General features: G+C 73.7%; 22 protein-coding genes and 1 pseudogene. 15 read left to right on the top strand and 8 right to left on the bottom strand.

Features of this window, described 5'->3' with window-relative positions:
* The first annotated feature begins 396 nt into the window (after window positions 1-396).
* Entirely contained in the window at window positions 397-1,074 is a 678-nt protein-coding gene (locus tag ACWEPX_RS09050) for a ScbR family autoregulator-binding transcription factor (RefSeq protein ID WP_451896563.1), read from the top strand.
* Complete coding sequence (locus tag ACWEPX_RS09045) at window positions 1,055-1,720, top strand: hypothetical protein (protein ID WP_451896562.1); 666 nt, start codon at window positions 1,055-1,057, stop codon at window positions 1,718-1,720. Before ACWEPX_RS09050 ends, ACWEPX_RS09045 begins: the two co-directional genes overlap by 20 nt.
* Here the strand turns inward: ACWEPX_RS09045 and ACWEPX_RS09040 are convergent.
* A complete protein-coding gene (locus ACWEPX_RS09040) occupies window positions 1,697-2,551 on the bottom strand; it encodes an SDR family NAD(P)-dependent oxidoreductase (RefSeq protein ID WP_451896561.1) in 855 nt (284 codons plus the stop codon). The genes ACWEPX_RS09045 and ACWEPX_RS09040 overlap by 24 nt on opposite strands.
* Before the next feature lie 204 nt (window positions 2,552-2,755).
* On the opposite strand from ACWEPX_RS09040, the gene ACWEPX_RS09035 reads away from it, so the two are divergent.
* Window positions 2,756-3,130, top strand: coding sequence for a bacteriophage spanin2 family protein (locus ACWEPX_RS09035; RefSeq protein ID WP_451896560.1), 375 nt, complete (start codon window positions 2,756-2,758; stop codon window positions 3,128-3,130).
* 63 nt (window positions 3,131-3,193) lie between these two features.
* Here ACWEPX_RS09035 and ACWEPX_RS09030 read toward each other — a convergent pair whose 3' ends face one another.
* Window positions 3,194-3,733, bottom strand: coding sequence for an EF-hand domain-containing protein (locus ACWEPX_RS09030; protein ID WP_451896559.1), 540 nt, complete (start codon window positions 3,731-3,733; stop codon window positions 3,194-3,196).
* Between the two features lie 224 nt (window positions 3,734-3,957).
* Here ACWEPX_RS09030 and ACWEPX_RS09025 point away from each other — a divergent pair, with 224 nt between their 5' ends.
* The 8 genes from ACWEPX_RS09025 (at window position 3,958) to ACWEPX_RS08990 (ending at window position 12,988) form a co-directional block, all read left to right on the top strand.
* Entirely contained in the window at window positions 3,958-5,355 is a 1,398-nt protein-coding gene (locus ACWEPX_RS09025) for a glycoside hydrolase family 16 protein (protein ID WP_451896558.1), read from the top strand.
* Window positions 5,356-5,410: 55 nt separating this feature from the next.
* Complete coding sequence (locus ACWEPX_RS09020; protein WP_451896557.1) at window positions 5,411-6,706, top strand: ABC transporter substrate-binding protein; 1,296 nt, start codon at window positions 5,411-5,413, stop codon at window positions 6,704-6,706.
* Entirely contained in the window at window positions 6,703-7,674 is a 972-nt protein-coding gene (locus ACWEPX_RS09015; protein ID WP_451896556.1) for a carbohydrate ABC transporter permease, read from the top strand. Before ACWEPX_RS09020 ends, ACWEPX_RS09015 begins: the two co-directional genes overlap by 4 nt.
* A 7-nt stretch (window positions 7,675-7,681) precedes the next feature.
* Window positions 7,682-8,506 (top strand): carbohydrate ABC transporter permease, encoded by an 825-nt coding sequence (locus tag ACWEPX_RS09010; protein ID WP_451896555.1) that lies wholly within the window; start codon window positions 7,682-7,684, stop codon window positions 8,504-8,506.
* Window positions 8,503-9,816 (top strand): GH1 family beta-glucosidase, encoded by a 1,314-nt coding sequence (locus tag ACWEPX_RS09005; protein ID WP_451896554.1) that lies wholly within the window; start codon window positions 8,503-8,505, stop codon window positions 9,814-9,816. The genes ACWEPX_RS09010 and ACWEPX_RS09005 overlap by 4 nt, the downstream gene beginning before the upstream one ends.
* Window positions 9,813-10,814, top strand: a complete 1,002-nt coding sequence (locus ACWEPX_RS09000; RefSeq protein WP_451896553.1) for a LacI family DNA-binding transcriptional regulator — start codon at window positions 9,813-9,815, stop codon at window positions 10,812-10,814. The genes ACWEPX_RS09005 and ACWEPX_RS09000 overlap by 4 nt, the downstream gene beginning before the upstream one ends.
* Window positions 10,815-10,965: 151 nt before the next feature.
* The gene (locus ACWEPX_RS08995) at window positions 10,966-11,907 is read left to right on the top strand and encodes an acyl-CoA desaturase (RefSeq protein WP_451896552.1); all 942 of its coding nucleotides are present in this window, start codon (window positions 10,966-10,968) and stop codon (window positions 11,905-11,907) included.
* A gap of 106 nt (window positions 11,908-12,013) precedes the next feature.
* Entirely contained in the window at window positions 12,014-12,988 is a 975-nt protein-coding gene (locus tag ACWEPX_RS08990; RefSeq protein ID WP_451896551.1) for a serine/threonine-protein kinase, read from the top strand.
* Here ACWEPX_RS08990 and ACWEPX_RS08985 read toward each other — a convergent pair.
* Window positions 12,970-13,935 (bottom strand): hypothetical protein, encoded by a 966-nt coding sequence (locus ACWEPX_RS08985; protein ID WP_451896550.1) that lies wholly within the window; start codon window positions 13,933-13,935, stop codon window positions 12,970-12,972. The two genes, ACWEPX_RS08990 and ACWEPX_RS08985, sit on opposite strands and share 19 nt — an antisense overlap.
* Before the next feature lie 550 nt (window positions 13,936-14,485).
* On the opposite strand from ACWEPX_RS08985, the gene ACWEPX_RS08980 reads away from it, so the two are divergent.
* Window positions 14,486-14,695 (top strand): helix-turn-helix domain-containing protein, encoded by a 210-nt coding sequence (locus ACWEPX_RS08980; protein ID WP_451896549.1) that lies wholly within the window; start codon window positions 14,486-14,488, stop codon window positions 14,693-14,695.
* On the opposite strand, the gene ACWEPX_RS08975 is transcribed toward ACWEPX_RS08980, so the two are convergent.
* Entirely contained in the window at window positions 14,664-15,227 is a 564-nt protein-coding gene (locus ACWEPX_RS08975) for a TetR/AcrR family transcriptional regulator (RefSeq protein WP_451896548.1), read from the bottom strand. The two genes, ACWEPX_RS08980 and ACWEPX_RS08975, sit on opposite strands and share 32 nt — an antisense overlap.
* Window positions 15,227-15,550 (bottom strand): DMT family transporter, encoded by a 324-nt coding sequence (locus ACWEPX_RS08970; RefSeq protein ID WP_451896547.1) that lies wholly within the window; start codon window positions 15,548-15,550, stop codon window positions 15,227-15,229. Before ACWEPX_RS08970 ends, ACWEPX_RS08975 begins: the two co-directional genes overlap by 1 nt.
* Window positions 15,551-15,607: 57 nt before the next feature.
* On the opposite strand from ACWEPX_RS08970, the pseudogene ACWEPX_RS08965 reads away from it, so the two are divergent.
* A pseudogene (locus ACWEPX_RS08965) lies at window positions 15,608-16,522 on the top strand (o-succinylbenzoate synthase); the annotation flags it as partial.
* Here ACWEPX_RS08965 and ACWEPX_RS08960 read toward each other — a convergent pair.
* A complete protein-coding gene (locus tag ACWEPX_RS08960; RefSeq protein WP_451896546.1) occupies window positions 16,515-17,465 on the bottom strand; it encodes a DUF5937 family protein in 951 nt (316 codons plus the stop codon). The pseudogene ACWEPX_RS08965 and the gene ACWEPX_RS08960 sit on opposite strands and share 8 nt — an antisense overlap.
* Before the next feature lie 64 nt (window positions 17,466-17,529).
* Here ACWEPX_RS08960 and ACWEPX_RS08955 point away from each other — a divergent pair, with 64 nt between their 5' ends.
* The gene (locus tag ACWEPX_RS08955) at window positions 17,530-18,315 is read left to right on the top strand and encodes an aldo/keto reductase (protein ID WP_451896545.1); all 786 of its coding nucleotides are present in this window, start codon (window positions 17,530-17,532) and stop codon (window positions 18,313-18,315) included.
* 253 nt (window positions 18,316-18,568) lie between these two features.
* Here ACWEPX_RS08955 and ACWEPX_RS08950 read toward each other — a convergent pair whose 3' ends face one another.
* Both ACWEPX_RS08950 and lanM read right to left on the bottom strand, forming a co-directional pair.
* Window positions 18,569-18,757 (bottom strand): hypothetical protein, encoded by a 189-nt coding sequence (locus ACWEPX_RS08950; protein WP_451896544.1) that lies wholly within the window; start codon window positions 18,755-18,757, stop codon window positions 18,569-18,571.
* Window positions 18,739-22,032, bottom strand: coding sequence for a type 2 lanthipeptide synthetase LanM (lanM, locus tag ACWEPX_RS08945; protein ID WP_451896879.1), 3,294 nt, complete (start codon window positions 22,030-22,032; stop codon window positions 18,739-18,741). Before lanM ends, ACWEPX_RS08950 begins: the two co-directional genes overlap by 19 nt.
* Window positions 22,033-22,683: 651 nt before the next feature.
* On the opposite strand from lanM, the gene ACWEPX_RS08940 reads away from it, so the two are divergent.
* A complete protein-coding gene (locus ACWEPX_RS08940) occupies window positions 22,684-23,979 on the top strand; it encodes a helix-turn-helix domain-containing protein (protein WP_451896543.1) in 1,296 nt (431 codons plus the stop codon).
* The last annotated feature ends 238 nt before the right edge of the window (window positions 23,980-24,217 follow it).

The raw sequence follows: 24,217 nt of genomic DNA, 5'->3' as shown, positions 1-24,217 counted from the left end.
TCGAAGACCAGCGGCCGCGCCCGCCTCCCCCGAGGCGGCTGGGACCGGCCCCGTGCGGGGTCGCTGGTCCAGCGATGTCCGAAAGATAAAACCGACCGGCCGGTTTGTCAACGACCGTAATACCGACCGGCCGGATTGCTCCCAAAGGTCTGAAACCGAACCTGAGTAGTGCCCGAATTTCCGCTTCCACCAGGGAAACTATCAGCGATCCGAGCGCGGGGACAGCCGTTTCGGCCGGGATGTGCCGATCGCGCCTGAGCCACCAGATCGAGTGACCGGGGTCACAAAGGCCCGGAACAAACCTACCAGGCGGTTTCTTTTTGGTCGGTTTGCTGACAGGATCGACCTCTGCGGGAACCCTCGACCGCACCGCTCAGGGAAAGGGGCAGGACGGCAGTGGCACAGCAGCAACGGGCGGAGCGGACCCGGACCCAGATCCTCGACGCCGCCGCGACGGTGATCGACCAGCACGGCTTCCAGGGCGCGCGGCTCTCCGGCATCCTGGCGACCGCGGGGGTCACCAAGGGCGCGTTCTACTTCCACTTCTCCTCCAAGGAGGAGCTGGCGCACGCCCTCGTCGACGAGCAGTTCAGCATCAACGGCGCGCCCGCGGACCCCGGGCCGCACGGCCTCCAGCAGATCATCGACCTCACCCACCAGCTCGCGCACGCCCTGCGGACCAACGTCCGGGTGCGCGCCAGCGTCCGGCTGACCGTGGAGACGGGCAGCTTCATCGCCCCCCGGCCGGAGCCGTACCTGCGCTGGATCGGGGTGGCGCGCAAGCACGTCGAGGCCGCGCTGGAGCGCGGCGACCTGCACAAGGGGCTGGACCCGAACGTGGTGGCCACCTGGATCTCCGGGTCGTTCCTGGGCATCCAGATCCAGTCCGAGGTGCTGACCGGACGCGCCGACGTGCACGAGCGCATCAGCGACATGTGGCGCATAGCGCTGCCCGGCCTGGTGCCGCCGTGGCGCCTGGCCGCGTTCAACCCGTCCGGCACGGTCCCGCCCGCCCAGCTCCCCGGAGGCCCACATGCGGTTCCAGCAGTTGAAGTTGGCGTGTCTCAACCTTGACGGCGTCCTGCTGCCCGACACCTTCAGCCCGGTCATCCACCGGCTGCTGGCCGCGCACGGGGTGGCCTACACCGGCGAGCTCGAACGCCTGATCCTGTCCCAGCCGCGGGAGGTCGCGGGCGCGATCCTGGCCTCGGCGGCGCGCAGGCCGTGGACCTGGCAGCAGGCGGTGGCCGCGTTCTTCGACGAGCGCGAGCGCTACCTCGCCGACAACCCGATGCGCCTGCGCAAGGGCGCGGGCGAGCTGATCGACCTGCTGCGCGAGAAGGGCGCGACCCTGATCTGCTACGGCGGCATGGACCGGACGGCATTCGACGAGTTCCTCGGCCCGTGGCGGGACCGCTTCGCCCAGCCGGAGTACATCAGCACCAACGACTTCCGGCCGGGGATCACCGAGATCCTCGACTACTACGGCGTCGAGCCCGAGCAGGCCCTGTTCGTCGACGACGTGAACCGCTTCGCCGAGTTCGCCAAGTTCCACGGCGCGGGGTTCATCGGCCTGCCCGCCGACCACCCGCACAGCTTCCAGCGCGAGCACATGGTCGAGACCGGCGTGCGCCACCTGGTGTGGTCGCTGCCCGACATCGACGAGACGCTGCTGGACCAGCTCGACGCCGAGGCATCAGCGGGCGTGGTCTGGCAGTAGCCGCTCCGACAGCTCCCACAGCCGGGCCGCGCGCCCGGGGTCGGCCGCGTAGGCCGCGTGGTGGCCCGCGGGCAGGTCGTGGCCGGTGGGCCAGGACCGGGTGGGGGCGCAGTCGGCGACGATGCGCCCGCCGAGCCCCGGGGTGACCGCGGCCCAGACGGTGCTGGCCGCGGCCTGGGCCGGGGTCTGCCAGCCCGGCCCCCTGCCGTCCCAGCCCTGCGCGGTGAGCTGCTCGGGGGTCAGGTCGCGGACGATGTCGGTGAGCACCAGGCCGGGGAAGACCGCGGTCGCGGTGTGCTCGGTGCGGCGGTCGAACTCCAGGGCGAAGAGGGCGTTGGCCGTCTTGGACTGGCCGTAGGCCCGCCAGGGGTCGTAGTCGCGCTCGCGCCAGTCGGGGTCGTCGAAGTCGATGTCGGCGCGGCGGTGCGCGCGCGACGAGACGACCACGACCACGGCGTCCTCCAGCGGCAGGCGCGCGGCCAAGGCGAAGTGGCCGAGGTGGTTGACGCCGAAGTGCGGCTCGAACCCGGCCTTGGTGCGGGAGAGGGCGTTGGTGAGCACGCCCGCGTTGAGGATGAGCATGGTGACCGGCCGGTCCACGGTGAAGGCGGCGATCGAGTCGGGGTCGGCCAGGTCCAGCGGGGCGAAGGCCGCGCCGATCGCCGCCGCGGCGGCGGCGCCCTTGGCCCGGTCGCGGCCGGTGACCACCACCCGCGCGCCCGCCCTGGCCAGCGCCGCGGCGGTCGCGGCGCCGATCCCCCCGGTGCCCCCGGTCACGAGCGCGTGGTGGCCGGTGAGGTCGTGCCCGTCGAGCACGTCGTCTGCGGTCATGCCCCTGATAGTGCCGAGGATCGCTCGGTTATGGGCCCGTGGTGGACAACTGATCTTGCGCGCGCGTATCCTGGGACCGCGAAGGGGAGTACCCGCCCGGTTCGTGGTCGTCATGTACGACAGGCCCATGCCTGTCCGGCCCGGACGCCGTCGCCGCAGACGGTGGGGAGACCTTCGGTCGTTCCAGACCGGAGGGGTTGCGCGATGCGTTCCTTGGTAGCCGTGGTGGCCGGCCTGTTCCTGCTGACCGGCTGCGCCGACCTGCAGCAGGCCGCCGACACCGTCAACGCCGCCGACCGCGCCCTGACCACCGCCCAGGTGTGCGTGGAGGCGATCGGCGCCATCGACTTCATCCCGTCCACCGACCCGCAGACGGCCGTGGACCAGTCCCGCGCCGCCGCGGCCGAGCTGTCCACTTTGGCCGGTCAGGCCGCGGACACCACGCTGGCCCAGGCGATCGAGGGCGTGGCGGGCATGCTCGCCGAGGTGACCCTGGACGACTTCACCGCACCCCTGGTGTGGGTCCAGGAACGGACTTCCCAGGCGGCGGGCGTGCTCAACGCCTGCGCCGGGTTCTGACCGCTCGGGAGGAGAGGGCCGCCGCGGCGGAACCACCCGCCGCGGCGGTTCGGCCCCCAGGGGTCAGGCCGGGATGGCGAAGCGGCCGAAGACCCAGTTGCCGGGAGCCGAGGGGTCGTCGCCCGCCCAGAACTGCGTCCACAGGGCGGCGAACTCCGCGCGCGAGATGAGCCCGTCGCCGTCCTGGTCGAGGAGTCCGAACACCGAGTCGGTGTCGGTGCGGCGGCCGTTCCACAGCTCGATGAGCACCCGGTACTCCGCCGCGGAGATCATGTCGTCGCCGTCGGCGTCCACGGCGTCGAACATGGTGGACGCGGTGGCGGCCACGGTGTCGAGCATCGCGGGGAGGCGGTCGACGACGGCCATGACCTCGTCGAGGGTCACGCGGTCGTCGCCGTCGGTGTCGTAGGCGGTCGAGACGGTCGCCCACCAGCCGAGCATGATCGCGGTCGCCCGCTCGCGCTCGGCCGGGCCCGCCCCGCCGAAGGCGGCCCAGCGGTCGGCCACCGCCCGGAAGTCGGCCTCGGTGAGGAACCCGTCGCCGTCGGCGTCCATCGCCCGGAACACCGCCGACACCTTGCCGCGCTGCAACTGGCTGGCCATGCGCACCCCTTTCCGCCGAATGGATCACCAGGCTGCCCCCGGCCGCCCGACGCGCGACAGCGCCGGTCAGGGGCCGGGTCGACCACGACCGGGTGATGAGGCGGGCACGCAGGGCGACCGGCAGATGATCGTTTCGTCCGGATCATTGACAAGGTTCCGTGAGAGCGCTTACATCGATGCGCACGTTTGTTTCCTCAGGCAACAAACCCCCGGAGGTCCCCACCGTGCGCACCACCCTGCACCGCACCCGCGTCGCCCTGGCGGTCGGCGCCGCGGCCGTCCTGGTCGCCGCCCCCATCGCCCTGTCCGCCCACGCCGCCGTCCCCCCGCCGCCCAGCGGCTGGACACTGGCTTGGAGCGACGACTTCACCGGCCCGGCAGGCACCCTGCCCTCCGCCCAGAACTGGATCATCGACACCGGCCACGGCTACCCGGGCGGCCCCGCCAACTGGGGCACCGGCGAGATCCAGTCCTACACCGCCAGCACCCAGAACCTGGCCCTCGACGGCCAGGGCAACCTGCGGATCACGCCGCGCCGCGACGCCGCGGGCAACTGGACCTCGGCGCGCATCGAGACCCAGCGCGCGAACTTCCGCCCGCCCCAGGGCGGGATCATGGCCATCGAGGGCCGCATCCAGATGCCCAACGTCACCGGCCAGGCCGCGCTGGGCTACTGGCCCGCGTTCTGGGCGCTGGGCGCGCCCTTTCGCGGCAACTACTGGAACTGGCCGGGCATCGGCGAGTTCGACGTGATGGAGAACGTCAACGGGCTCAACACCGTCTGGGGCGTGCTGCACTGCGGGGTGGCCCCCGGTGGGCCGTGCAACGAGTTCTCCGGCCTCGGCGGCAGCCGCGCCTGCCCGGGCGCGACCTGCCAGAGCGCCTTCCACACCTACCGCTTCGAGTGGGACACCAGCGTCTCGCCCAACCAGCTGCGCTGGTACGTCGACGGGCAGGAGTACCACCGGGTCACCCAGAACCAGCTGGACGCCACCTCGTGGGCGAACATGACCAACCACGCCGGCTACTTCATCCTGCTCAACGTCGCCATGGGCGGGGCGTTCCCGGACGGCGTGCAGGGCAGCCCGACCCCGACCGCGGCGACCGTGCCCGGGCACCCGATGGTCGTGGACTACGTGGCCGTCTACACCCGCGGCGGCACCACGACCACCCCGCCGACGACCACGACCACCACGCCGCCCGGTGACGGCGGCAGCGCCTACTCCACCATCCAGGCCGAGGCGTACCACCAGCAGAGCGGCGTCGAGGTGGAGACGACCACCGACACCGGCGGCGGCCGCAACATCGGCTGGCTGGCCAACGGCGACTGGGCGCTGTACCGGGGCATCGACTTCGGGAGCACGCCTGCCCGGCAGTTCTCCGCCCGGGTCGCCTCCGGCGCGGGCGCGGGGGTGTCCGGCCTGGTCGAGGTGCGGCTCGACAGCCGGAGCAACCCGCCCGTCGGCAGCTTCGCCGTGGGCAACACCGGTGGCTGGCAGAGCTGGCGGACGATCCCGGCCAACATCAGCGCCGTCACCGGGGTGCACGACGTGTACCTGACCTTCACCAGCGGCCAGCCCGCCGACTTCGTCAACGTCAACTGGTTCACCTTCGGCCGCTGAGGCCCCCTTGAAGATCACAACAGGCGTGAGACCGCTCTCACGGAGGAGGCGCGGAATGCGCAGAGCAGGACGCACGCGCGCCGCGATCGGGCTGCTGGTCGGCGGCATGGTCCTGGCGGCGTGCTCGGGCGGCGGGGACCAGGGGTCCGGCGGCGACCCCGGCGGTCCGGTGACGCTGACGATCAACGTCTTCGGGGACAACTTCTCGCTCCCCGGCGACCGCTCGCTCTACGACGAGTACGAGCGCCTGCACCCGGGCGTGACGATCGTGGAGAACCGCGGCGACTTCGGCACCCACCACCAGAACCTGCAGGCCCGGCTGACCGCGGGCTCCGGCGCGGCCGACCTGGAGGTCATCGAGGTCGGCCAGGTGGCGGGCTACGTCGGCCAGCCGGACAAGTTCGTCGACTTCCGCCAGCACGGCGTGGACACCGCCGCGTGGACCGAGGCGGCCCTGGCCCGCGCCTCCACCCCGGACGGCTCGGCGCTGATCGGCCTGCCGACCGACATCGGCGGCCTGGCCATGTGCTACCGCACCGACCTGTTCGCGGCGGCGGGCCTGCCGACCGACCGCGACGAGGTCTCCGCGCTGTGGCCGACCTGGGAGGACTACATCGCCACCGGCGACCGCTTCCTCGGCAAGGCTCCAGGCAAGGCCAAGTGGTTCGACGCGGGCGGGCACGTCTTCACCGGCGTGCTCGGCAACGTGCAGGAGACGTTCTACAACACCGCGGGCGAACTCGTCGTCGCCCAGAACCCGGCCGTCAAGGCGGCATGGGACCTGACGACCCGGGCCATCGCCGCGGGGCAGTCCGCCGCGCTGCCGGAGTTCACCCCCGAGTGGAACACCGGCTTCCAGCAGGGCCAGTTCGCCACCGTCACCTGCCCGGCCTGGATGATGGGCTACATCAAGTCCAACGCCCCCGACACCGAGGGCAAGTGGGACATCGCCCGCATCCCCGGCGGGTCGGGCAACTGGGGCGGGTCGTACGTCACCGTGCCCAGCCAGGGCCGCAACACCGCCGCCGCGGTCGAGCTGGCCAAGTGGCTGACCGCGCCCGAGCAGGCGGTGAAGCTGTTCCAGAAGATCGGCAACTTCCCGAGCCAGCGCGGCACCTGGGAGCAGCCGGAGGTCAAGGGCTTCACCGCGCCGTTCTTCAACGACGCCCCCGCGGGCGAGATCTTCCCCGCGTCGCTGGCCGACGCGCCCGCGCAGGTCGTCGGGCCGCAGAGCGGCGTCATCGGCAGCACCTTCGCCACCGCGCTCAACGGGGTCGAGCAGGGCGGCGACCCGGCGCAGGCGTGGGAGAAGGCGCTGGCCGACATCGAGGCAGCGGCCGGGACCGGATGAGCGGGACCGCGCTGCGCGAGCCGCCGCCGACCGACCGGCGGCGGCCCGCGCCCCCGACCTGGCGCTCCCGGCTGCACCGCTGGGACGTCAAGGGCTCGCCCTACCTCTACGTCGCGCCGTTCTTCCTGCTGTTCGGGGTCTTCGGCGCGCTGCCGCTGGCCTACACCGCGCTGATCTCCACCACCGCGTGGAACACCCGGCGGCCGGGCAGCGAGGACGTCTCGGTGGGCCTGGGCAACTACGGCGACCTGCTCGGCGACGAGAACTTCTGGAACGCCCTGGGGAACACCCTGGGCATCGGGGTGTTCGCCACCGTGCCGCAACTGCTGCTGGCCCTGGGCATCGCGCACCTGCTCAACTACAAGCTGCGCGGGCGGCTGGCGCTGCGCATGGGCGTGCTGGTGCCGTACGTGACCTCGGTCGCCGCCGTGGCGCTGATCTTCAACCAGATCTTCGCCCGCGACTTCGGCCTGCTGAACTGGCTGCTCTCGCCGTTCACCGACGCCCCGGTCGACTGGCGGGCGAGCACGGCGGCGAGCTGGTTCGCGGTGTCGGTCATGGTGACCTGGCACTGGACCGGCTACAACGCGCTGATCTACCTGGCGGCGATGCAGACCATCCCGTACGAGCTGTACGAGTCGGCGGCCATCGACGGGGCGAGCCGGTGGCGGCAGTTCTGGTCGATCACCGTCCCCAGCCTGCGGCCGACGATCATCTTCACGGTGATCGTGTCCACGGTGGGGGCGCTGCAGCTGTTCGCCGAGCCGTTCCTGTTCGACACCACGCGCAACCACAACGGCGGCGCGGACCGGCAGTTCCAGACCGTGGTGCTGTACCTGTACCAGCAGTTCTGGACCAACGGCCGCTACGGCTACGGCGCGGCGATCGCGTGGGCGCTGTTCGTGATCACGGTGGTGATCGTGCTGGTCAACTTCGTCATCGTCCGGCGCATCCGGTCGTCGGAGTGAGGTGGGCATGAAGGCATCGGGCGCGCGCTGGCCGACCTACGCGCTGCTGATCGGGATCGTGCTGGTCTCGGTGTTCCCCCTGTACTGGTCCATCGTGGTCTCCTCGCGGGAGCAGCGGTTGGTGGGCAGCTACCCGCCGCCGCTGGTGCCCGGCGGGAACCTGTGGGACAACATCGCCGCCGCCTACGAGCAGGGCAACTTCGGCCTGGCGCTGCTGAACTCCACCATCGTCGCAGGCACGATCACGGTGTCGGTGGTGCTGACCTCCACGCTGGCCGGGTTCGCCTTCGCCAAGCTGCGCTTCCGCGGCCGCGACGCGCTGTTCGGCGTGGTGGTGGCGACCATGCTGGTGCCCACCCAGTTGGCGGTCATCCCGCTCTACATCATGGTCACCCAGTGGTTCGGCTGGGCCAACGACCTGCGCGGGGTCATCGTGCCCGCGCTGGTGACCGCGTTCGGGGTGTTCTTCATGCGCCAGTACCTGTCGGGCGCGGTGTCCCCGGAGCTGCTGGAGGCGGGCAGGCTCGACGGGGCCAGCACGTGGCGGATCTACTGGAACGTCGTGCTCCCGCTGGCCCGGCCGGGGGCCGCGGTGCTGGGGCTGCTGACGTTCATCACCTACTGGAACGACCTGTTCTGGCCGCTGATCCTGCTGAACACGCAGAACCCGACGGTGCAGGTGGCCATCGCCAACACCGCGGGCGGCATCGAGGTCGACTACTCGCTGGTGCTCGCGGGCACGGTGATCGCCACCTTCCCGATGGTGATCGTGTTCCTGCTGCTCGGGCGCCAGATCATCGGAGGGATCATGCAGGGAGCGGTGAAGGGATGAGGTTTCCCGACGGGTTCCTGTGGGGCGCGGCCACGGCGGCCTACCAGATCGAGGGCGCCGCCGCCAGCCGCGGACCGTCCATCTGGGACACATTCGCGCGCACCCCGGGCAAGGTGGACAACGGCGACACCGGGGATGTCGCCGCCGACCACGTTCGGCTGTTCCGCTCGGATGTGGCGCTGATGGCCGAGATCGGGCTGCGGGCCTACCGGTTCTCGGTGTCCTGGCCGCGGTTCCTGGCGGGCGGGCTGGGCTTCTACGACGAGCTGGTCGACGAGCTGCTCGACCACCGGATCACGCCGGTGCTGACGCTGTACCACTGGGACCTGCCGCAGGAGCTGGAGGACGCGGGCGGGTGGACCGCGCGGGACACCGCCGCCCGGTTCGCCGACTACGCCGCGACCGCGGCCGAGCGGCTGGGCGACCGGGTGCGGCTGTGGACGACGCTCAACGAGCCGTGGTGCTCGGCGTTCCTGGGCTACGGCAGCGGTCTGCACGCCCCCGGCCGCACCGACGGGGCCGCGGCGCTGGCGGCGGCCCACCACCTGATGCTGGCCCACGGCTGGGGCGTGCAGGCGCTGCGGGCGGCGCTGCCCGCCGACGCCACCGTGTCGATCGCGCTGAACCCGCACGCCGTCTCGGCCGCCTCCCCCGCGGCCGAGGAGGCCGCGCGGCGCATCGACGCGGTGGGCAACCGGATCTTCCTTGACCCGCTGCTCGGCCGCGGCTACCCCGAGGACCTGGTGCGCGACACCGCATCGGTGACCGACTGGTCCTTCGTCGAGGCGGGCGACGAGGCCGCCATCGGCGCGCCCATCGACGCGCTGGGCGTCAACTACTACGCCACGTCGGTGGTCGAGGGGTTCGGGGACCCGGTGACGCCCTCGCCGTGGCCGGGCAGCGAGCACGTGCGCTTCGCCCCGGTCACCGGGCCGACGACGGACATGGGCTGGGGCATCGACCCGGCCGGGCTGACCGGCCTGCTGGTGCGCCTGCACCGCGAGTGCGGCATGCCGCTGCTGGTGACCGAGAACGGCGCGGCGTTCCCGGACGAGGTGGTGGGCGGGGCGGTGGCCGATCCGTCCCGGGTGGAGTACCTGCGCGCCCACATCACCGCGGTGGGCGACGCGATCGCGGCCGGTGCGGACGTGCGCGGCTACTTCGTCTGGTCGCTGATGGACAACTTCGAGTGGTCCTACGGCTATGCCAAGCGCTTCGGTATCGTGCACGTGGACTACGCGACCCAGCGGCGGGTCTGGAAGGACAGCGCCCACTGGTACCGCGAGGTGATCGAAGCGAACGGCACATGAACGAGCGGCAGCCCACCCTGGACACCGTCGCCGCCGCGGCGGGGGTGTCCAGGGCGACGGTCTCGCGGGTGATCAACGGGTCGCCGCGGGTGTCCCCGCAGGCCCGGGATCTGGTCGAGGGCACCATCGCGCGGCTGGGCTACGTGCCCAACCGCGCGGCCCGCAGCCTCGCCTCCCGCCGCACCGACTCGGTGGCGCTGGTGCTGCGCGAGGCCGACGCCACCGTGCTGGCCGACCCCTACCTCTCCGCGGTGATCATCGCCACCAGCCAGGCGCTGGTCGGCACCGGCGTGCAGCTGGTGCTGGTCAACGCCCAGAACGACGCCGAGCACCAGCGGGTCGGGGAGTACGTGCGCAGCGGCCACGTCGACGGGGTGCTGCTGGCCTCGATGCACGCCGACGACCCGCTGCCGCAGCAGCTCGTGCGCTCGGGGGTCCCGGTGGTCGTGGGCGGGCGCCCGGAGCGGCCGATCCCGGGCCTGGTCTACGTCGACACCGACAACGTCGGCGGGGCCCAGCTGGCCACCGACCGGCTGATCGCCGCCGGGCGCGAGCGGATCGCCCACATCGCGGGCCCGCCGGACATGACCGCGGCCGCCGACCGCCTCACCGGCTACCACCGCGCGCTGGCCAGGGCGGGCCGGGAGGCGGGGCCGGTGGCCTTCGGCGACTTCACCCGCGCCTCGGGCGAGGCCGCGATGGCGGCCCTGCTCGCCCGCGACCCGGACGCCGTCTTCGCCGCCAACGACATGATGGCCATCGGCGCGCTGCGCGCCCTGCGCGCGGCAGGCCGCCGCGTGCCCGAGGACGTCGCCCTGGTCGGCTACGACGACATCGAGCTGGCCCAGCTCACCGAGCCCGCGCTCACCACCGTCCGCCAGCCGGTCGTCGACCAGGCGCGGACGATGACCGAGCTGCTCCTGCTGCAGATCGGCGGCAGGGCCCCGGGCGACCCGGTGGTCCTGCCCACCGAGCTGGTGGAGCGCGAGTCGGTCTGAGCCCCCCGTGTGCTCTGCGTCACCGCGGGCGGCCCGCGACCCGGGAAGCGGGGCCCGCCGCTCGGGGCGGGGGTTGGAGCCGGGGGCGGGGGCTGGTTTGCTTGCCCCCGTTCTGCCCGGTTTCGACGCCGCAGTCCCAGGGAGCCGCCCCATGTCGTTGTCCGTCGCCGATGACGGGTCCGCCCGCACCGGTCCCAAACCGATCCTCGGCGCGCCGCGGGGCACCTGGCCGCAGGTGGGCACCTACCTGTTCATCCTGGTCCCGTTCCTGGCCCTGGTCGCCGCCGTGCCGTTCGCGTGGGGCTGGGGGCTGGGCTGGGTGGACGTCGGCCTGGCCGCCTTCTTCTACACCGTCACCTGCCTGGGCGTCACCGTCGGCTTCCACCGGTACTTCACCCACGGCGCCTTCAAGGCCCCGCGCGCGGTGCGGGTCGGCCTGGCGATCGTGGGCAGCATGGCCCTGCAGGGGCCGATCATGCACTGGGTCGCCGACCACCGCCGCCACCACGCCTTCGCCGACCGGGCGGGCGACCCGCACTCGCCGTGGGCCTTCGGCACCTCCCCCGCCGCGCTGGTGCGCGGGTTCTGGCACGCGCACATGGGCTGGGTCTTCGACCGCGACCTCACCAACACCGAGCGCTTCGCCCCCGACCTGCTCGCCGACCCCGACATCCGGCGCGTGCACCGGCAGTTCGGGCTGTGGACGGCGGTGACCCTGCTGGCCCCGGCCGTGCTCGGCGGGCTGATCACCTGGTCGCTGTGGGGCGCGGTGACCGCGTTCTTCTGGGCGGGCCTGGTCCGCGTCTCCTTCCTGCACCACGTCACGTGGTCGGTGAACTCGATCTGCCACATGGTCGGCGAGCGCCCGTTCAAGTCCCGGGACAAGGCCACCAACTTCTGGCCGCTGGCGGTGCTGTCGATGGGCGAGGCGTGGCACAACCTGCACCACGCCGACCCGACCTGCGCCCGCCACGGCGTCCGCCGGTTCGAGGTGGACATCTCCGCCCGGCTGATCTGGCTGCTGGAGAAGGCGGGCTGGGTGACCGACGTGCGCTGGCCGACCCCGCAGCGGTTGGCCAAGCTCAAGGCGTAGCCGCCCGGACTGTCACGTTTCTGTCCACCCGCTGACGTTCCCCGCACCCGGTCCCGCGGGATGTGCTTGACCCAGCGCAGCGGGCGCTGGGAAGCGGGGCACCAGCATGCGGTGGCAGGACCGGTACCGGGTGACCGGGCGGTTGGGCGTGGGGCCGATGGGAGAGGTCGTCGGCGCGGTCCGCGGCGACGGCGTGCCCGCCGAGGTCGCGGTGAAGCTCCTGCGCCGCGACCTGGCCGCCCGGCCGGGCACCGGACCGCGCCTGCGGGAAATGGTCGGCCGGGTCCACGGCCTCGGCGGCGATGACTTAGTCGCCGTCTGGGACAGCTTCTGCGACGGTGACGTCGCCGGGGTGGTCATGGACCTGGCCGCTGGGGAGTCCCTGCGCGGGCGGCTGGCGGCGGCCGGGCCGCTGCCGCCCGCGCAGGTCGCCGCCACCGGGGCGCGCATCGCGGGCGCGCTGGCCGCGCTGCACCGCAGGCGCTTGGCGCACTTAGCGGTCAAACCCGAGAACGTGCTGGTCGACGGCGAGCGCGTGCGGCTGACCGGGCACTGCGTCGTGCCGCTGCTGCTGGCCGCCGACGGGCCCGACGCCGTGCTGCTGAACTCCCCGCAGTACACCGCCCCCGAGATCGCGCTGCACGCGCCGGTGGGCACCCCGGCCGACCTCTACGCGCTCGGCGTCGTGCTCTACGAGCTGTGCTGCGGCGTGCCCCCGCTGGCCGGGCGCGGCACCGCCGAGCTGGCCCACCTGCTGCCCTCGCGGCCCGACCGGGTGCCCGACGACCTGTGGGCGGTCATCGCCGCGCTGCTGGCGAAGAGCCCGCGGCGAAGACCCACCGCCGCCGAGGCCGCCGCGCGGCTGGACGCCATCGGCGGCGGGCTGGCCGGGCTGCCCGCCGGGCCGCTGCTGCCCGAGCCGCCGCAGCCGGTCGACCCGCGCGGCCTGCGCCGCGGGCGGATCACCGGGGTGCTGGTCGCCGTGGCCGCGCTGGGGCTGTGGGCCCCCGCGCCCGCCGCCGTGCAGGCCGCCCCCACCGCCGCAGGCACGCCCGCAGCCGCTCAGGTGGTGGTGCCGTGAGGCGCCCAGCCCAAGCCGTAGGAGCGCTGCGGGGCGAGGTTGGTGAACACCGCCCGGGCCTGGCCCGCCGCGTCCGCGGCCACCTGCGGCCTGCCGGGCACGTCCTCGGCCGCGTCCAGGGCGAACTCGTCCTCGATCAGCCAGATCCGCTCCGGAGCCCGCCCCGCGCCGAACCCCACGGTCAGCTCGAAGCGGTCGCAGGGGGCCAGCGGGGTGCACACGTAGAACGGCGCTAGTCCCTGAGGAAGTCGGATGCGGAACGAGAACTCGTGCCCCTCGCCGGAGGCCAGCGGCTGGGGCAGGCGCAGGCGCAGCCGGACCCGGCTGGCGGTGATCAGCTCCGGCGAGTGCAGCACGCCCCCGTACAGCAGGTCGACGCCGAGGTCGGCCAGCGACGGCGGGCCCGCGGCCCCCGGCGCCCTGGCCACCGACACCGAGTGGTCCACTTCGGACAGCCCGGCCCGGTGGCTGACCACCCGCCTCGTCTCGATCACCTCGACGACCGGCAGGTGCAGGGCGACCACGACCTTCACCGAGTCGGTGTGCCACCCCGGGTCGTCGCGGCGGACCTGGCGCGGGATGGCCGAGGCCGCGGTCTCGGCGATCTGGGCGATGACGTCGTCCACCCGCCGCTGGGCGGTGCGCGTGTCGCGGTCGATCATGCCCGCGATCCGCGAGACCCGGTCGGTGTAGCGCTCATGGCCGCCACCGTCCAACCCGAACGCGATGCGCCCGATGGCCCGCGGCGAGTCCGGCAGCCGGTCGGTCAGCTCGGTGAGCGTGCTGATCACCTTGTGCCTGCGCAGACCCGGCGCGTCGCCGTCGGCCACGGCGCAGACCCGGGCCAGCGCGGGGCCGACCCGCGTCGCCAGATCCGGCGCGTGCACCCCGTATCCGCGGCGCACCGCCTTGAGGTCGTCGATCAGTCCCGCGATTCCAGCGTCCATCGCCCACCTCTCGAACCGGTGCCGGAGATTGTATCGCCGTCGGCTGCGGCGGTGTTTCCGCATCCGGGCAGCTCAGCACCCGTTTCCCCGTTTCCGCATTCAATGGCGACGGGAAACATCTGCCGATCCGTTCTCGTCCGCGCGATTCTTGGGGTGTCGGAATTCCTCCGGCAGAACACCACAAGAAGGACTCGCGGCGAATCGAATCGATCAGTCAACGGGGGTTTCGGTGACAGTTCTGCTCTCGCTATCGTCCGCCCTGCGCCTGGGGTTGCTGATGCTGCTCATCGGCTTCACGGCGGGGCTGGTGGCCGGCTACCGGGCAAGCGGGGACAGCGGCGCCGAGCTGCCCGCCGACCAGAGGGCGTTCGGCGCGGTCCACTGCCTCGACAGGAGCGGACCACCATGCACACCCACATCATTCTCGTCCTGACCGGCCTGATCAACGTCCTGCTGGGCTGAAATGGCCGACCCCACCACCGCCCCCGGTCGCCGGATCGCGCATCCGGCGACCGGGGCATTCATTTCGACGACGACAAGGGGACAGCTGATGGAATTCGGAACCGAACTGCGCAGGCTGCGCCAGTCCAAAGGCATGTCGCTGGCCTCCCTGGGGGCGGCCGTCTACTTCACCAAGGGCTACCTGAGCAAAGTGGAGAACGGGCGGGCCCGGCCCAACCCGGCGCTGGCCGCGCTGTGCGATCGCGCGCTGGGCGCCGACGGAACGCTCACCGCCCTGCTGGAGCGGAAGTCGGGCTGATGGCCAGCAGCGCCGAGACCGCCCGGGCGATGAGGTCGCGGTCGGCCGGGGCGCCGCGGACGAGGGCGTCGAGCACCACGCCGTCGAGGAAGACCGCGACGGCGCGCGCGGCGTCCGGGCCGATGCGCGGGGCGAGCGCCGCGACGGTCCCCTCGCTCCACGCCCTGGCCAGCGGCCGCAGCTCGGGCCGGTGCGCCGCGGCGGCGTACAGCTGGTGCTCCACCACGCTCCACGGCCGGTGGTCGGCGAGGTAGTCGGCGGTCAGCTCGGCCACGGCGGCGGGCACGTCCGGCGCCGCCGCCAGCGCGGCCTGCCACGCCTTCAGCTCGCCTGCGGCCAGCTCGCGCGCGTGCGCGATGGCGGCCGTGGCCAGCTCGTCGAGGGTGGTGAAGTAGTAGGTGGTCGCACCGACCGGGACCCCGGCGCGGGCGGCGACCCGCCGGTGGGTCAGCGCGCCCACCCCCGCCTCGGCGATGAGCGCGCAGGCGGCCTCCAGGATGCGCAGGCGTCTGCCCGCGGGGTCGCGCGCCATCAGTGCGCCCCGCTCAGGTTCAGCACGACCACCCCGGAGACGACCAGCGCGATGCCCAGGAGCTTCACCGCGGTCAGCGGCTCGTGGAAGAACAGCGCGCCGATGATGACGATGAGCGTGGTGCCGAGGCCGGACCAGATCGCGTAGGCGACGCCGACCTGGAGGCCGCGCTGGATGCCCAGCGCCAGGGCGAAGAAGGCGACGGCGTAGGCGGACAGGCACGCCACCGTCGGCCACAGCCGGGTGAAGCCCTCGGTCGACTTGAGCAGGCTCGTGGCGACGACCTCGAACGCGATCGCCAGGCCGAGCAGGACGAAGGCCATCGCTCCCCTTTTCTTGGACAGATGTACTAGTACAAATGTACAGGTGATAGCGTCGCCCGCGTGAAGGTCTACTCGATCCCGCTGCGCACCCGGTTCCGGCGGATCGACGTGCGCGAGGGCGTGCTGCTGCCCGGGCAGGCCGGGTGGGGCGAGTTCTGCCCGTTCCCCGAGTACGGCGACGCCGAGGCCGCGCCGTGGTGGGCGGCGGCGGTGGAGGCCGCCGAGGTCGGCTGGCCGGAACCGGTGCGCGAGACCGTCCCGGTGAACTGCATCATCCCCGCGGTGCCGCCCGAGCGCGCGCACGCGATGGCGCTGGCCTCCGGGTGCGGGACGGCGAAGGTGAAGGTGGCCGACCACCCCGGCTCGGCGGCCGAGGACATCGCCAGGGTCGAGGCCGTGGCCGACGCGGTGGCGCGGGTGCGGGTGGACGCCAACGGCGCGTGGGACGTCGACACCGCGGTGCGCCGCATCCGGGAGCTGGACCGGGCCGCGGGCGGGCTGGAGTACGTCGAGCAGCCGTGCGCGGCGGTCGAGGAGCTGGCCGCGGTCCGGCGGCGGGTCGAGGTGCGCATCGCCGCCGACGAGTCGATCCGGCGCGCGGAGGACCCGCTGCGGGTGGCGGTCGCGGGGGCGGCCGACGTGGCGGTGCTCAAGTGCGCGCCGCTGGGCGGGGTGCGGCGGGCCCTGGCGGTGGCCGAGGCGTGCGGGCTGCCGTGCGTGGTGTCCTCTGCGGTGGAGACGAGCGTGGGGCTGGCGGCGGAGATCGCGCTGGCGGGGGCGCTGCCGTCGCTGGAGTTCGCCTGCGGGGTGGGCACGCTGGCCCTGCTGGCCGGGGATGTCGCCGCCGAGCCGCTGCACCCGGTCGGCGGCGTCGTGCCGGTGCTGCGGCGGGCCCCGGAGCCGGTGGTCGACTGGCCCGCCGACGAGGAGCGCACGCGGTGGTGGCTGGACCGGGTGGCGCGGGTCAGCTGAGCGGGGCGGCGAGCAGGGCCTCGGCGGCCTCGGTGCGCGCGTAGAGCACGTACCGGCCCGTGCGGTGGCCGCGGACGAGCCCCGCGGCGCGCAGGGCGGACAGGTGCTGGGAGACCGCGCCCGCGGTGAGCCCGGTCCTGGCCTTGAGGTCCGTTGTGGACAGCGGGATGTCCAGTTCGGACAGGATGCGGGCGCGGGAGCGGCCGAGCACGGCGTCGAGCGCGCCCGCCGGGCGGTCGCGGTGCTCCCACAGGGTCGCCACGCCGCGCGGCGGGTAGCGCAGGGTCGGCTGCCAGGGCGGGGCGACGAGGGTGAACACGCGCGGCCAGACGAAGACCGAGGGGACCAGCAGCAGGCCGCGCCCGCGCAGCCGCGGGGCGCCCGCGACGTGCTTGTGGGCCACGGACAGCTCGTCGTCGGACCAGCGCACGGCGGGGTCGATGTCGTTGAGGAGCGCTTGCGCGCCGCCTTCGGCCAGCAGCCGCGCCCGGCGCAGGACGTCGCCTTCGACGAGGGTGCGGATGCGGGGCCAGTAGGGGGCGAGCGCGGTGTCGAAGTACGCCTGGATCTGGGCGCAGAGCAGGTCCAGGCCCGCGGGCGGGTCGTCGCGGAGGGGGCGCAGGGCGGGGTCGTCGGGCAGGCCCGCGCGCACGTCGTCGGGCGGGGTGGCCCGCAGCCCGGCCAGCTCGACGGCCAGGTCGGGCACCGGGATGGCGGGCGGCGGCGCGACGAACCCGGGGATGCGGCGGTCGGGGACGAGCGCGGCGAGCAGGCCCCAGTCCAGCCCCGCCAGCCGGGGCGCGACGGCGCGCGCCCACGGCCGGTGCGCGGTGTGCACGTCCGGCCTGCGCAGCGCCCGGACGCTGGCGACCACCTCCCAGAGCGGGGAGATCGCGAACCGGGTCCTGGCCACGTCCCGGGCGGTGAAGGTCAGCCGGAGCACGGCGGTGAGTTTAGCTGTGACTAAATCCGTGGTGGTTCCGGTCGATCGGGCCGAGGCTGGTCCCATGACTTCACGACTGGGATTCGGCGCGCTCCACCTGACCGACGGCGGCTGGGGTCCGCCGGTGGACCGCCAGGCGGCGATCTCCCTGCTGCGCCTCGCGGCGGAGCTGGGCGTCGACGAGGTGGACACGGCGGATGCGTACGGCCTGGGGGCGAACGAGGAGCTGATCGCCGAGGCCCTGCACCCGTACCGCGGCATCCGGGTGGCGACGAAGGCAGGCCAGTGCCGCCCCGCCCCCGGCCGCTGGCTCCCCCTGGGCCGCCCGGAATACCTCCGCCAACAAGCCGAACTCAGCCTCCGCCGCCTCCGCGTCGACCGCCTCGACCTGTTCTACCTCCACCGCATCGACCCGGCTGTCCCGCTGGCGGACCAGGTCGGCGTCCTGGCGGAGCTGCGGTCGGAGGGGAAGGTGGGTGCGGTCGGTCTGTCCGAAGTGGATGTGCCGACTTTGGTGGAGGCTCGCGGGATCACGGAGATCGATGCGGTGCAGAACAAGTACAGCGCGGACGACCGGACGTGGGAGGACGTCCTGTCGTACTGCACGGCGGAGGGGATCGCTTTCGTCCCTTGGCGCCCGATCGCGCGCGGGCATGCGGGGGTGAACGCCGTCGCTGCGGAGTTGGGCGCGTCCCCGGCGGCGGTGGCACTGGCCTGGCTGCTGGCCCACTCCCCCGTGATCCGCCCAATCCCCGGCACCACGTCGGCGGCGCACCTGCGGGAGAACATGCAGGCAACAACCCTCACCCTCACCGAGGACCAGATCACCCGCATCGACAAGGAGGGCTGAGTGCCTCCGGCTGGACGACCAGCAGACGACGCCTGGCGCCCGGACCGCGAGTGGCGCTGACCGGCAGCCTCCGCTCGCGGGCGGCGGATCGCGCTGGGCGCGGGTGAACCCGCCCGACGAGCCGAGCGACAACAGCCGGATCGAGCCCGACCGCGCGGGTGAGCCCGCCCGACGGGGCGAGTGGCGACAGCCGGGTTGAGCCTGACCGCGCGGGTGAGGCCGCCCCGCTGGGGGACGGGGCGGCCTGCCGGGGTCAGGCGTTCGGGACGGAGATGGTGGTCCAGGCCCAGCCGTACTGCAGGCCGCCCTGGGTGGGGGCGGTCTGGCCTGCCAGGACGCGGGCGCGGGCGCCCGGGACCGAGGCGGTGGCGGTGGCGAACGGGTCGCCGCCGATCGCGGCCTTCGGGTCGGTGGCGGCGGCGGTCAGGTGGTCGAGGTCCATCTGTGGTCATCCTTCCTTAGCGGGTGGAGAGCCTGCATGGGCGCGGCGAACAGCAGGACGGGCGGCACCTGGTCGGGGAACGCCAGGTGCAGCAGCCCGTGCCCGATGCCCGCCGAGCCGACCAGCAGACCGGGTGTGGCGATCCCCGACGGGGCGCCACCACGCCGACCCGGTGGGGTCAGCGCGTCGAGCCGGGGATCGCCCGGCCCGGCGTAGGCGGCGACGGCGGTGAGCACACCGATCTCGCCGTGACAGAGAGACGCATCAGCCGAACCCCCCGGCGCGTCAAACCCAACACCCCGACCAGCATGCGCACAGGCCAAGGCGATCCCCGCCCACCCAGCACACCAGCCGGCATCCCCCACCCCAGCGGCGACCGCGGCATCCAGGGCCCACACCCCCTCTTCCCGCCCAGCCACCACCAACGCATGCCCCACCCCAGCCGCCCCATGCAGGAACCCCGCCCCACCAAGCCCCGCCACCCCAGCAACCCGAGCACCGCATGCCCCGCCAGCCCCCACCACCCCAGAACGGCGGACCCCAGCAACGCCCGCACCGCTGACGCTCCCCCCAGCCCCGGCACTTCCACCGCCACCAACCGCACCCCCAGCGCCACCGACCGCACCCCCGGCGCCTCCAGCGCCACCTACCGCACCTCCAGGGCGATCCCCCGCACCTCCGGAGACCCCGGCGCCACGCCCGCTGCCAGCTGCGACCGACCGGCTCTCGGAGCCTCCACGGCGTGCCCGGGGGACTCGGACCCCGTCTAGCGCGCTTTGCCCGTCGCCGGTGTCCTGGTCGCTGGCACCATCTCCCAGCGCGCTCCGGACCAGCGCAGCCAGGCGGTCGGCGAGGGTGGATGCGAGGGCTTGGGCCTCTGGGGTGCCGATGGACACGCATGCCAGGAGGGCGCCCGCCATGCCGTCGTGGATCGAGGAGGAGTCGGTGGTGGCGAGGAGGGGGAGGGTGGTCGCCGCGAGGTCGGGGTGGCCCAGGTGGGCGAGGGCGTAGGCGATGCCTGCGATGCCTGCCATCCCGCCGCCTGCCATGCGGGTCAGGCCGGGGTCTGCGGTGAGGCGGTTGAGGAGGGCCTCGACGGGGGTGATCGCGTCGGCTGCCAGGGCTCGGAAGTCGGGGCGGTCGGCGATGCGGCCCACCTGGTCGAGGAAGAGGGCTACGCCGGTGTAGCCGTGGAGGAGGCCCGCGCCCATCGGCAGCAGGGACCAGAAGCGGTCGTCCACCGGCTCCACCCCCAGCCAATTGACCCGCCCGCGACCCCGCACCGCCCGACCCGCGATGTCCTCGGCAATCTGCACCGCCGCGTCCAGCGCAGCCTCCGGACGGAAGCGACCCCGGCCCTCGCACCCGCCACTCGCAGCCGGGACCTCCGAGCGGAAGCCGCTCCGGTCCCCGTGCGCACCGCTCGCGGCCCCAGCCCCCGAACGGACGGCACCCCGATCTCCGCGCCCGCCGCTCGTGGCTGGCTCCTCCGGGCGAAAGCGGCTCCGGTCTCCGCGCGCGCCGCTCGCGGCCCCGGCCTCGGAACGGAAGCGGCCCCGGCCTCCGTCCCCGCCGCTCTCGGCCGGGTCCTCCGAGCGGAAGCCGCTCCGGTCTCCGTGCGCGCCGCTCGCGGTCGCGGCTTCCGGACGGACGGCAACCCGGCTCCCGTCCCCGCCACTCGCGGCCTCAGCCTCCGAACGGACGGCACCCCGGCCTCCGTCCCCGCCACTCGCGGCCCCGTCCTGGGAACGGACGGCACCTCGATCTCCGTCCCCGCCACTCGCCCCCGCGGCCTCCGGGCGGAGGCGGCTCTGGTCACCAGCGGCGGGGACGTAGGTGTGGCTGACGTTCGCCCCCCGCGTCGCAAAGGCGGCCTTGATGATCCACTCCTGGGCGCGTCGGTCGACCACGCCCATTCTGGCGAGCTTGTCGGTCGCGGCGCGTAGGCCGGTGCGGGGGAGGTGGTGGGGGAGGCAGGTGCCGTCGCCGGTCCAGATGTGCCTGCTGGCGGGGCGGGAGTGGAAGGTGGGCACGTCGCCTGCCCACAGTTGCGCCACCTCGTGCTCGACCGCGTCCGGCACTCCCACCGGCTCCGCCCGCAGGAGGTTGAACAGCCGGTCCCGATCGGCGTGGGAGCGCAGGAGGTCCGGGTGGGTGGAGTCGATGAGCAGGTCGGCGTAGCGGTGGGTGTGCCGCAGCACCACCCGCGTCTCCGCGTCGGCGCAGCGGGCCAGCAGGCCGCCGAACTCCGCGCGCCTGCCGCTGATCGCCGCGTACGCCGAGCGGAAGCCGTCCAGCAGGGCCGGGAGGTGCGCGCCCGGGTCGGCCGGGTGGCCGTCGAGCACCGGCCGGTGGTCGCCGCAGACGAACGGCACCCGCACCCGCTCCAGCCGCATCCGCTCGGTCCCCGCGTCCACCCACCGCGACACCGACACCGGGTACTCCCCGCCCGCCGCCCCCAGCCCGGACACGTCCAGCACCCCGCCCTCGCCGTACGCCTGGATCGGCAGCAGCGCGGTGCGCGCCGCGGACGCGGCCAAGGCGGCCTCGGCTGGGTCCGGGCCGGTGGCCGACGGCGCGGGGAACGCCGGGTGGAACAGCGTCTCGACGTCGACCAGCACCGGGTGACCGCCCGCGGCGATCAGGTTCTCGTGGTGGATGTCGGTGGCGTCGAGGGCGTACAGCAGGGCCAGCAGCGCCCCCTGGCGCCGGTAGAACAGCTCCACCTCGCCCGCCGAGCGGCACGGCGCGTGGTCGATGCGCTCGACCCAGCCGTACCCCGGCCGGGCCGCGCACGCCGCGGTCCGCAGGTCCAGCCGGACGTGCCGGTCCAGCCAACCCACCAGCTCGCCGAAGCGGGCGTGCAGCTCGACCGGCCGGGGCTGGTAGACGACCCCGCGCCCGTCGGCGAACTCCAGCAGCGTCACCGACCGCCCGCCGCGGTGGCGGTCCCCCGCACCGGCCCGCACCCGCACCAGCGGGCCGGGGTCGCCGCCGACGAGGTCCAGGATCACGGCGCGGTCACGGCCGAAGCGGTCGAGCAGCTCGGCGGTCGCGGCGGCGGTCCGCAGGCACGTCTGCGCGAGCACGCGCGCCAGCACCGGGTAGCGGGTCAGCAGCGCCCGCAGATCGACGCCGCCGAGGAATTCGGCGAATCGGTCCCGACCGCGCAGAGCGGGCAGCGCTGAATGCATTTCATACACGAATGTCCGTGCAGATATAGCGCCCAACCTGCGCGTCAAGTCGATGGCCGTGTCGGCGAGAACCCGCGGCATATCGACGCCGGGAACATCGGCGCCGCGCAAGCGGTCGAGGGTCGCGGCGGTGAACGGGGCGAGCACGCGACCAAATGGGGCACACGGGTCGTCGTCCGCCGTGTGGGTGACGCAGATGCCCTGCGTCAGGGCCGATTCGGTGAATTGCACCCATTCGGGTGACGAACGGTGAGCGGGGTCGGCTGCCGACCACCAGACGGGTGGGGCGGAAATCGAGGACTCGCTCACGGCGACCGACCATGACACGGATCAGCCGCGCAGGGAATGGCCACAAGGCCCGAATTTCTCGTGACAGCCGAAATTCCCGGGCCGCCGTGGCTGCCCGGGCGCGGAGGCGTCGATCAGCTCGTGGTCGGTTCCCCTTCCGGTCGCGGTTCGGCCATCCCCAGTGCGGTCGCGGCCGCCCACCAGCGGCGACGGTCGCGGTCGGCGGTCATGCGGCACCTCCTCACCGCCACCACACCTCATGAGCGGTGCTCGCGACCAGGCATCCCCACCGGCAGTTTCCGAACGTGCCGAATGTGGGGGCCGTTCCCCCATGCGCGGGGGGCCACCGATGGGTGACCGTGGGAGACGGCCCGGTCGGCCCGCGCCAGGGGGGCGGGGCGGGCCGGGCGCACTCGGCGGAACTGCGGGAGGACGGGACCGGTCATGATGCGGCTGCACTCGGTGGACACGCCGGAAACCTCGTTCGGGGCGGTGCTGCGCGGGCACCGCATCGCCAGGGGGATGACCCAGGAGGACCTGGCCGCGGCATCCGGCCTGAGCGTGCGCGCGATCCGCAACCTGGAGATCGGCCGCACCCGCCAGCCGCACCCGCAGTCGGCCCGCCTGCTGGCCACCGCCCTGGGCCTGGCCGACCAGGCCTGCGCCGACCTGCTGCGCGCGGCCCGCCAGGGCGGCCGCACCGCCAAGCCCTCCGCCCCGACCCCGCGCTCGGGCGCCGACGCCCCGCGCGGGCGCTGCGAGCTGCCCGCCGACGTGCCCGACCTGGTCGGCCGCACCGAGGTCACCGAGCAGCTCGTCCGCGCGCTGACCGAGCGCACCCCGGCATCGGTGGCCCGCCTGGCGGTCGTCACCGGCGGCCCGGGCACCGGCCGCACCGCCCTGGTCGTCCGCGTGGCCCACCGGCTGCGCAGGCACTTCCCCGACGGCCAGCTGCACGTCGACCTGCGCGGCGTCCCCGCGGGCCCCCAGCGCACCATGACCCTCCTCGGCCGCCTCCTGCGCTCCCTGGGCACCGTCACCCTCCCCGACTCCACCGACGAGCGCGCCGCCCTCCTGCGCGCCGAACTCGCCGTCCGGCGCGTCCTGGTGGTGCTCGACGACGTCGACGGCGAGGGCGACGTCCGCCCGCTGCTCACCGGCTCCTCCACCAGCGCGGTCCTGGTCGCCGCCCGCAGGCCGCTGGTCACCGTCAAGGCGGCGGCGACCGTGCGGCTGGGCCCGCTGTCCGAGCGGGCGGCGGTGCACCTGCTGGCGTCGGTGCTGGGCGACGGCCGGGCGGCCGCCGAGCCCGCTGCGGCGGTCGCGGTCGCGCGGGCCTGCTGGCGGCTGCCGCTGGCGCTGCGGATCGCGGGGTCGTGGCTGGTGGCCCGGCCGTACCGGCGGGTGTCGGATCTGGCTGCGCTGCTGCGGGATGAGGCCGCTCGGCTGGATCACCTGAGTGTGGGGGATCTGTCGTTGCGGGCGAGCGTGATGGCGCATCTGTCCGGGTTGGACGCTACTGAGCGGGCTGCTCTGCGGTCTGTGGCGCGGTTGGGGAATGTCTACTTTGGGCTTTGCGATCTGGTGGGGTTGCCTGCGGCTGGGGACGGGGTGGAGCGGTTGCTGCTGGCGAATCTGCTGACGCCTAGTCCGGATGGGCGGTATCGGATGGAGACGTATGTTCGGGCTTGTGTGAGTGAGCGGGATGTGGCGTTGGTGCCGGTGGCTGCTGTTCGGTGAGGTCTGGGGGCGGGCTTCGCTGGGCGGCGTCTTCGGTGGGTGGATTGCGCTGAGCGGGCTGCGCGGATTGGCGGGTGGGTCTTCGCTGGGCGGGGTGCGTGGATGGGGCTGCGCGGCTTGTGGCCGGTGTTACGCGGCTTGGCGGGTGGGTCCGATGGGGTGAACTCGCATTCGCGGGGACCCCTAAGCGAAACGCCGCTTGGGCGTGAAGGCGGTGAAGGCGGGCGGAGCCCGTTCA

It is taken from the genome of Actinokineospora sp. NPDC004072, from assembly GCF_053604195.1.
The sequence above is the reverse complement of the archived record's forward strand: the minus strand, read 5'-3'. Positions and strand labels throughout refer to the sequence as shown.

What these genes read in the sequence shown, in the direction of transcription:
- ACWEPX_RS09040 (WP_451896561.1), bottom strand. Translation starts at nt 2,551, where the DNA reads ATGACCGCAGACGACGTGCTCGACGGGCACGACCTCACCGGCCACCAC.
- ACWEPX_RS09035 (WP_451896560.1), top strand. Translation starts at nt 2,756, where the DNA reads ATGCGTTCCTTGGTAGCCGTGGTGGCCGGCCTGTTCCTGCTGACCGGC.
- ACWEPX_RS09030 (WP_451896559.1), bottom strand. Translation starts at nt 3,733, where the DNA reads ATGGCCAGCCAGTTGCAGCGCGGCAAGGTGTCGGCGGTGTTCCGGGCG.
- ACWEPX_RS09020 (WP_451896557.1), top strand. Translation starts at nt 5,411, where the DNA reads ATGCGCAGAGCAGGACGCACGCGCGCCGCGATCGGGCTGCTGGTCGGC.
- ACWEPX_RS09015 (WP_451896556.1), top strand. Translation starts at nt 6,703, where the DNA reads ATGAGCGGGACCGCGCTGCGCGAGCCGCCGCCGACCGACCGGCGGCGG.
- ACWEPX_RS09010 (WP_451896555.1), top strand. Translation starts at nt 7,682, where the DNA reads ATGAAGGCATCGGGCGCGCGCTGGCCGACCTACGCGCTGCTGATCGGG.
- ACWEPX_RS09005 (WP_451896554.1), top strand. Translation starts at nt 8,503, where the DNA reads ATGAGGTTTCCCGACGGGTTCCTGTGGGGCGCGGCCACGGCGGCCTAC.
- ACWEPX_RS09000 (WP_451896553.1), top strand. Translation starts at nt 9,813, where the DNA reads ATGAACGAGCGGCAGCCCACCCTGGACACCGTCGCCGCCGCGGCGGGG.
- ACWEPX_RS08995 (WP_451896552.1), top strand. Translation starts at nt 10,966, where the DNA reads ATGTCGTTGTCCGTCGCCGATGACGGGTCCGCCCGCACCGGTCCCAAA.
- ACWEPX_RS08990 (WP_451896551.1), top strand. Translation starts at nt 12,014, where the DNA reads ATGCGGTGGCAGGACCGGTACCGGGTGACCGGGCGGTTGGGCGTGGGG.
- ACWEPX_RS08985 (WP_451896550.1), bottom strand. Translation starts at nt 13,935, where the DNA reads ATGGACGCTGGAATCGCGGGACTGATCGACGACCTCAAGGCGGTGCGC.
- ACWEPX_RS08980 (WP_451896549.1), top strand. Translation starts at nt 14,486, where the DNA reads ATGGAATTCGGAACCGAACTGCGCAGGCTGCGCCAGTCCAAAGGCATG.
- ACWEPX_RS08975 (WP_451896548.1), bottom strand. Translation starts at nt 15,227, where the DNA reads ATGGCGCGCGACCCCGCGGGCAGACGCCTGCGCATCCTGGAGGCCGCC.
- ACWEPX_RS08970 (WP_451896547.1), bottom strand. Translation starts at nt 15,550, where the DNA reads ATGGCCTTCGTCCTGCTCGGCCTGGCGATCGCGTTCGAGGTCGTCGCC.
- ACWEPX_RS08955 (WP_451896545.1), top strand. Translation starts at nt 17,530, where the DNA reads ATGACTTCACGACTGGGATTCGGCGCGCTCCACCTGACCGACGGCGGC.
- ACWEPX_RS08950 (WP_451896544.1), bottom strand. Translation starts at nt 18,757, where the DNA reads ATGGACCTCGACCACCTGACCGCCGCCGCCACCGACCCGAAGGCCGCG.
- lanM (WP_451896879.1), bottom strand. Translation starts at nt 22,032, where the DNA reads ATGCCGCGGGTTCTCGCCGACACGGCCATCGACTTGACGCGCAGGTTG.
- ACWEPX_RS08940 (WP_451896543.1), top strand. Translation starts at nt 22,684, where the DNA reads ATGATGCGGCTGCACTCGGTGGACACGCCGGAAACCTCGTTCGGGGCG.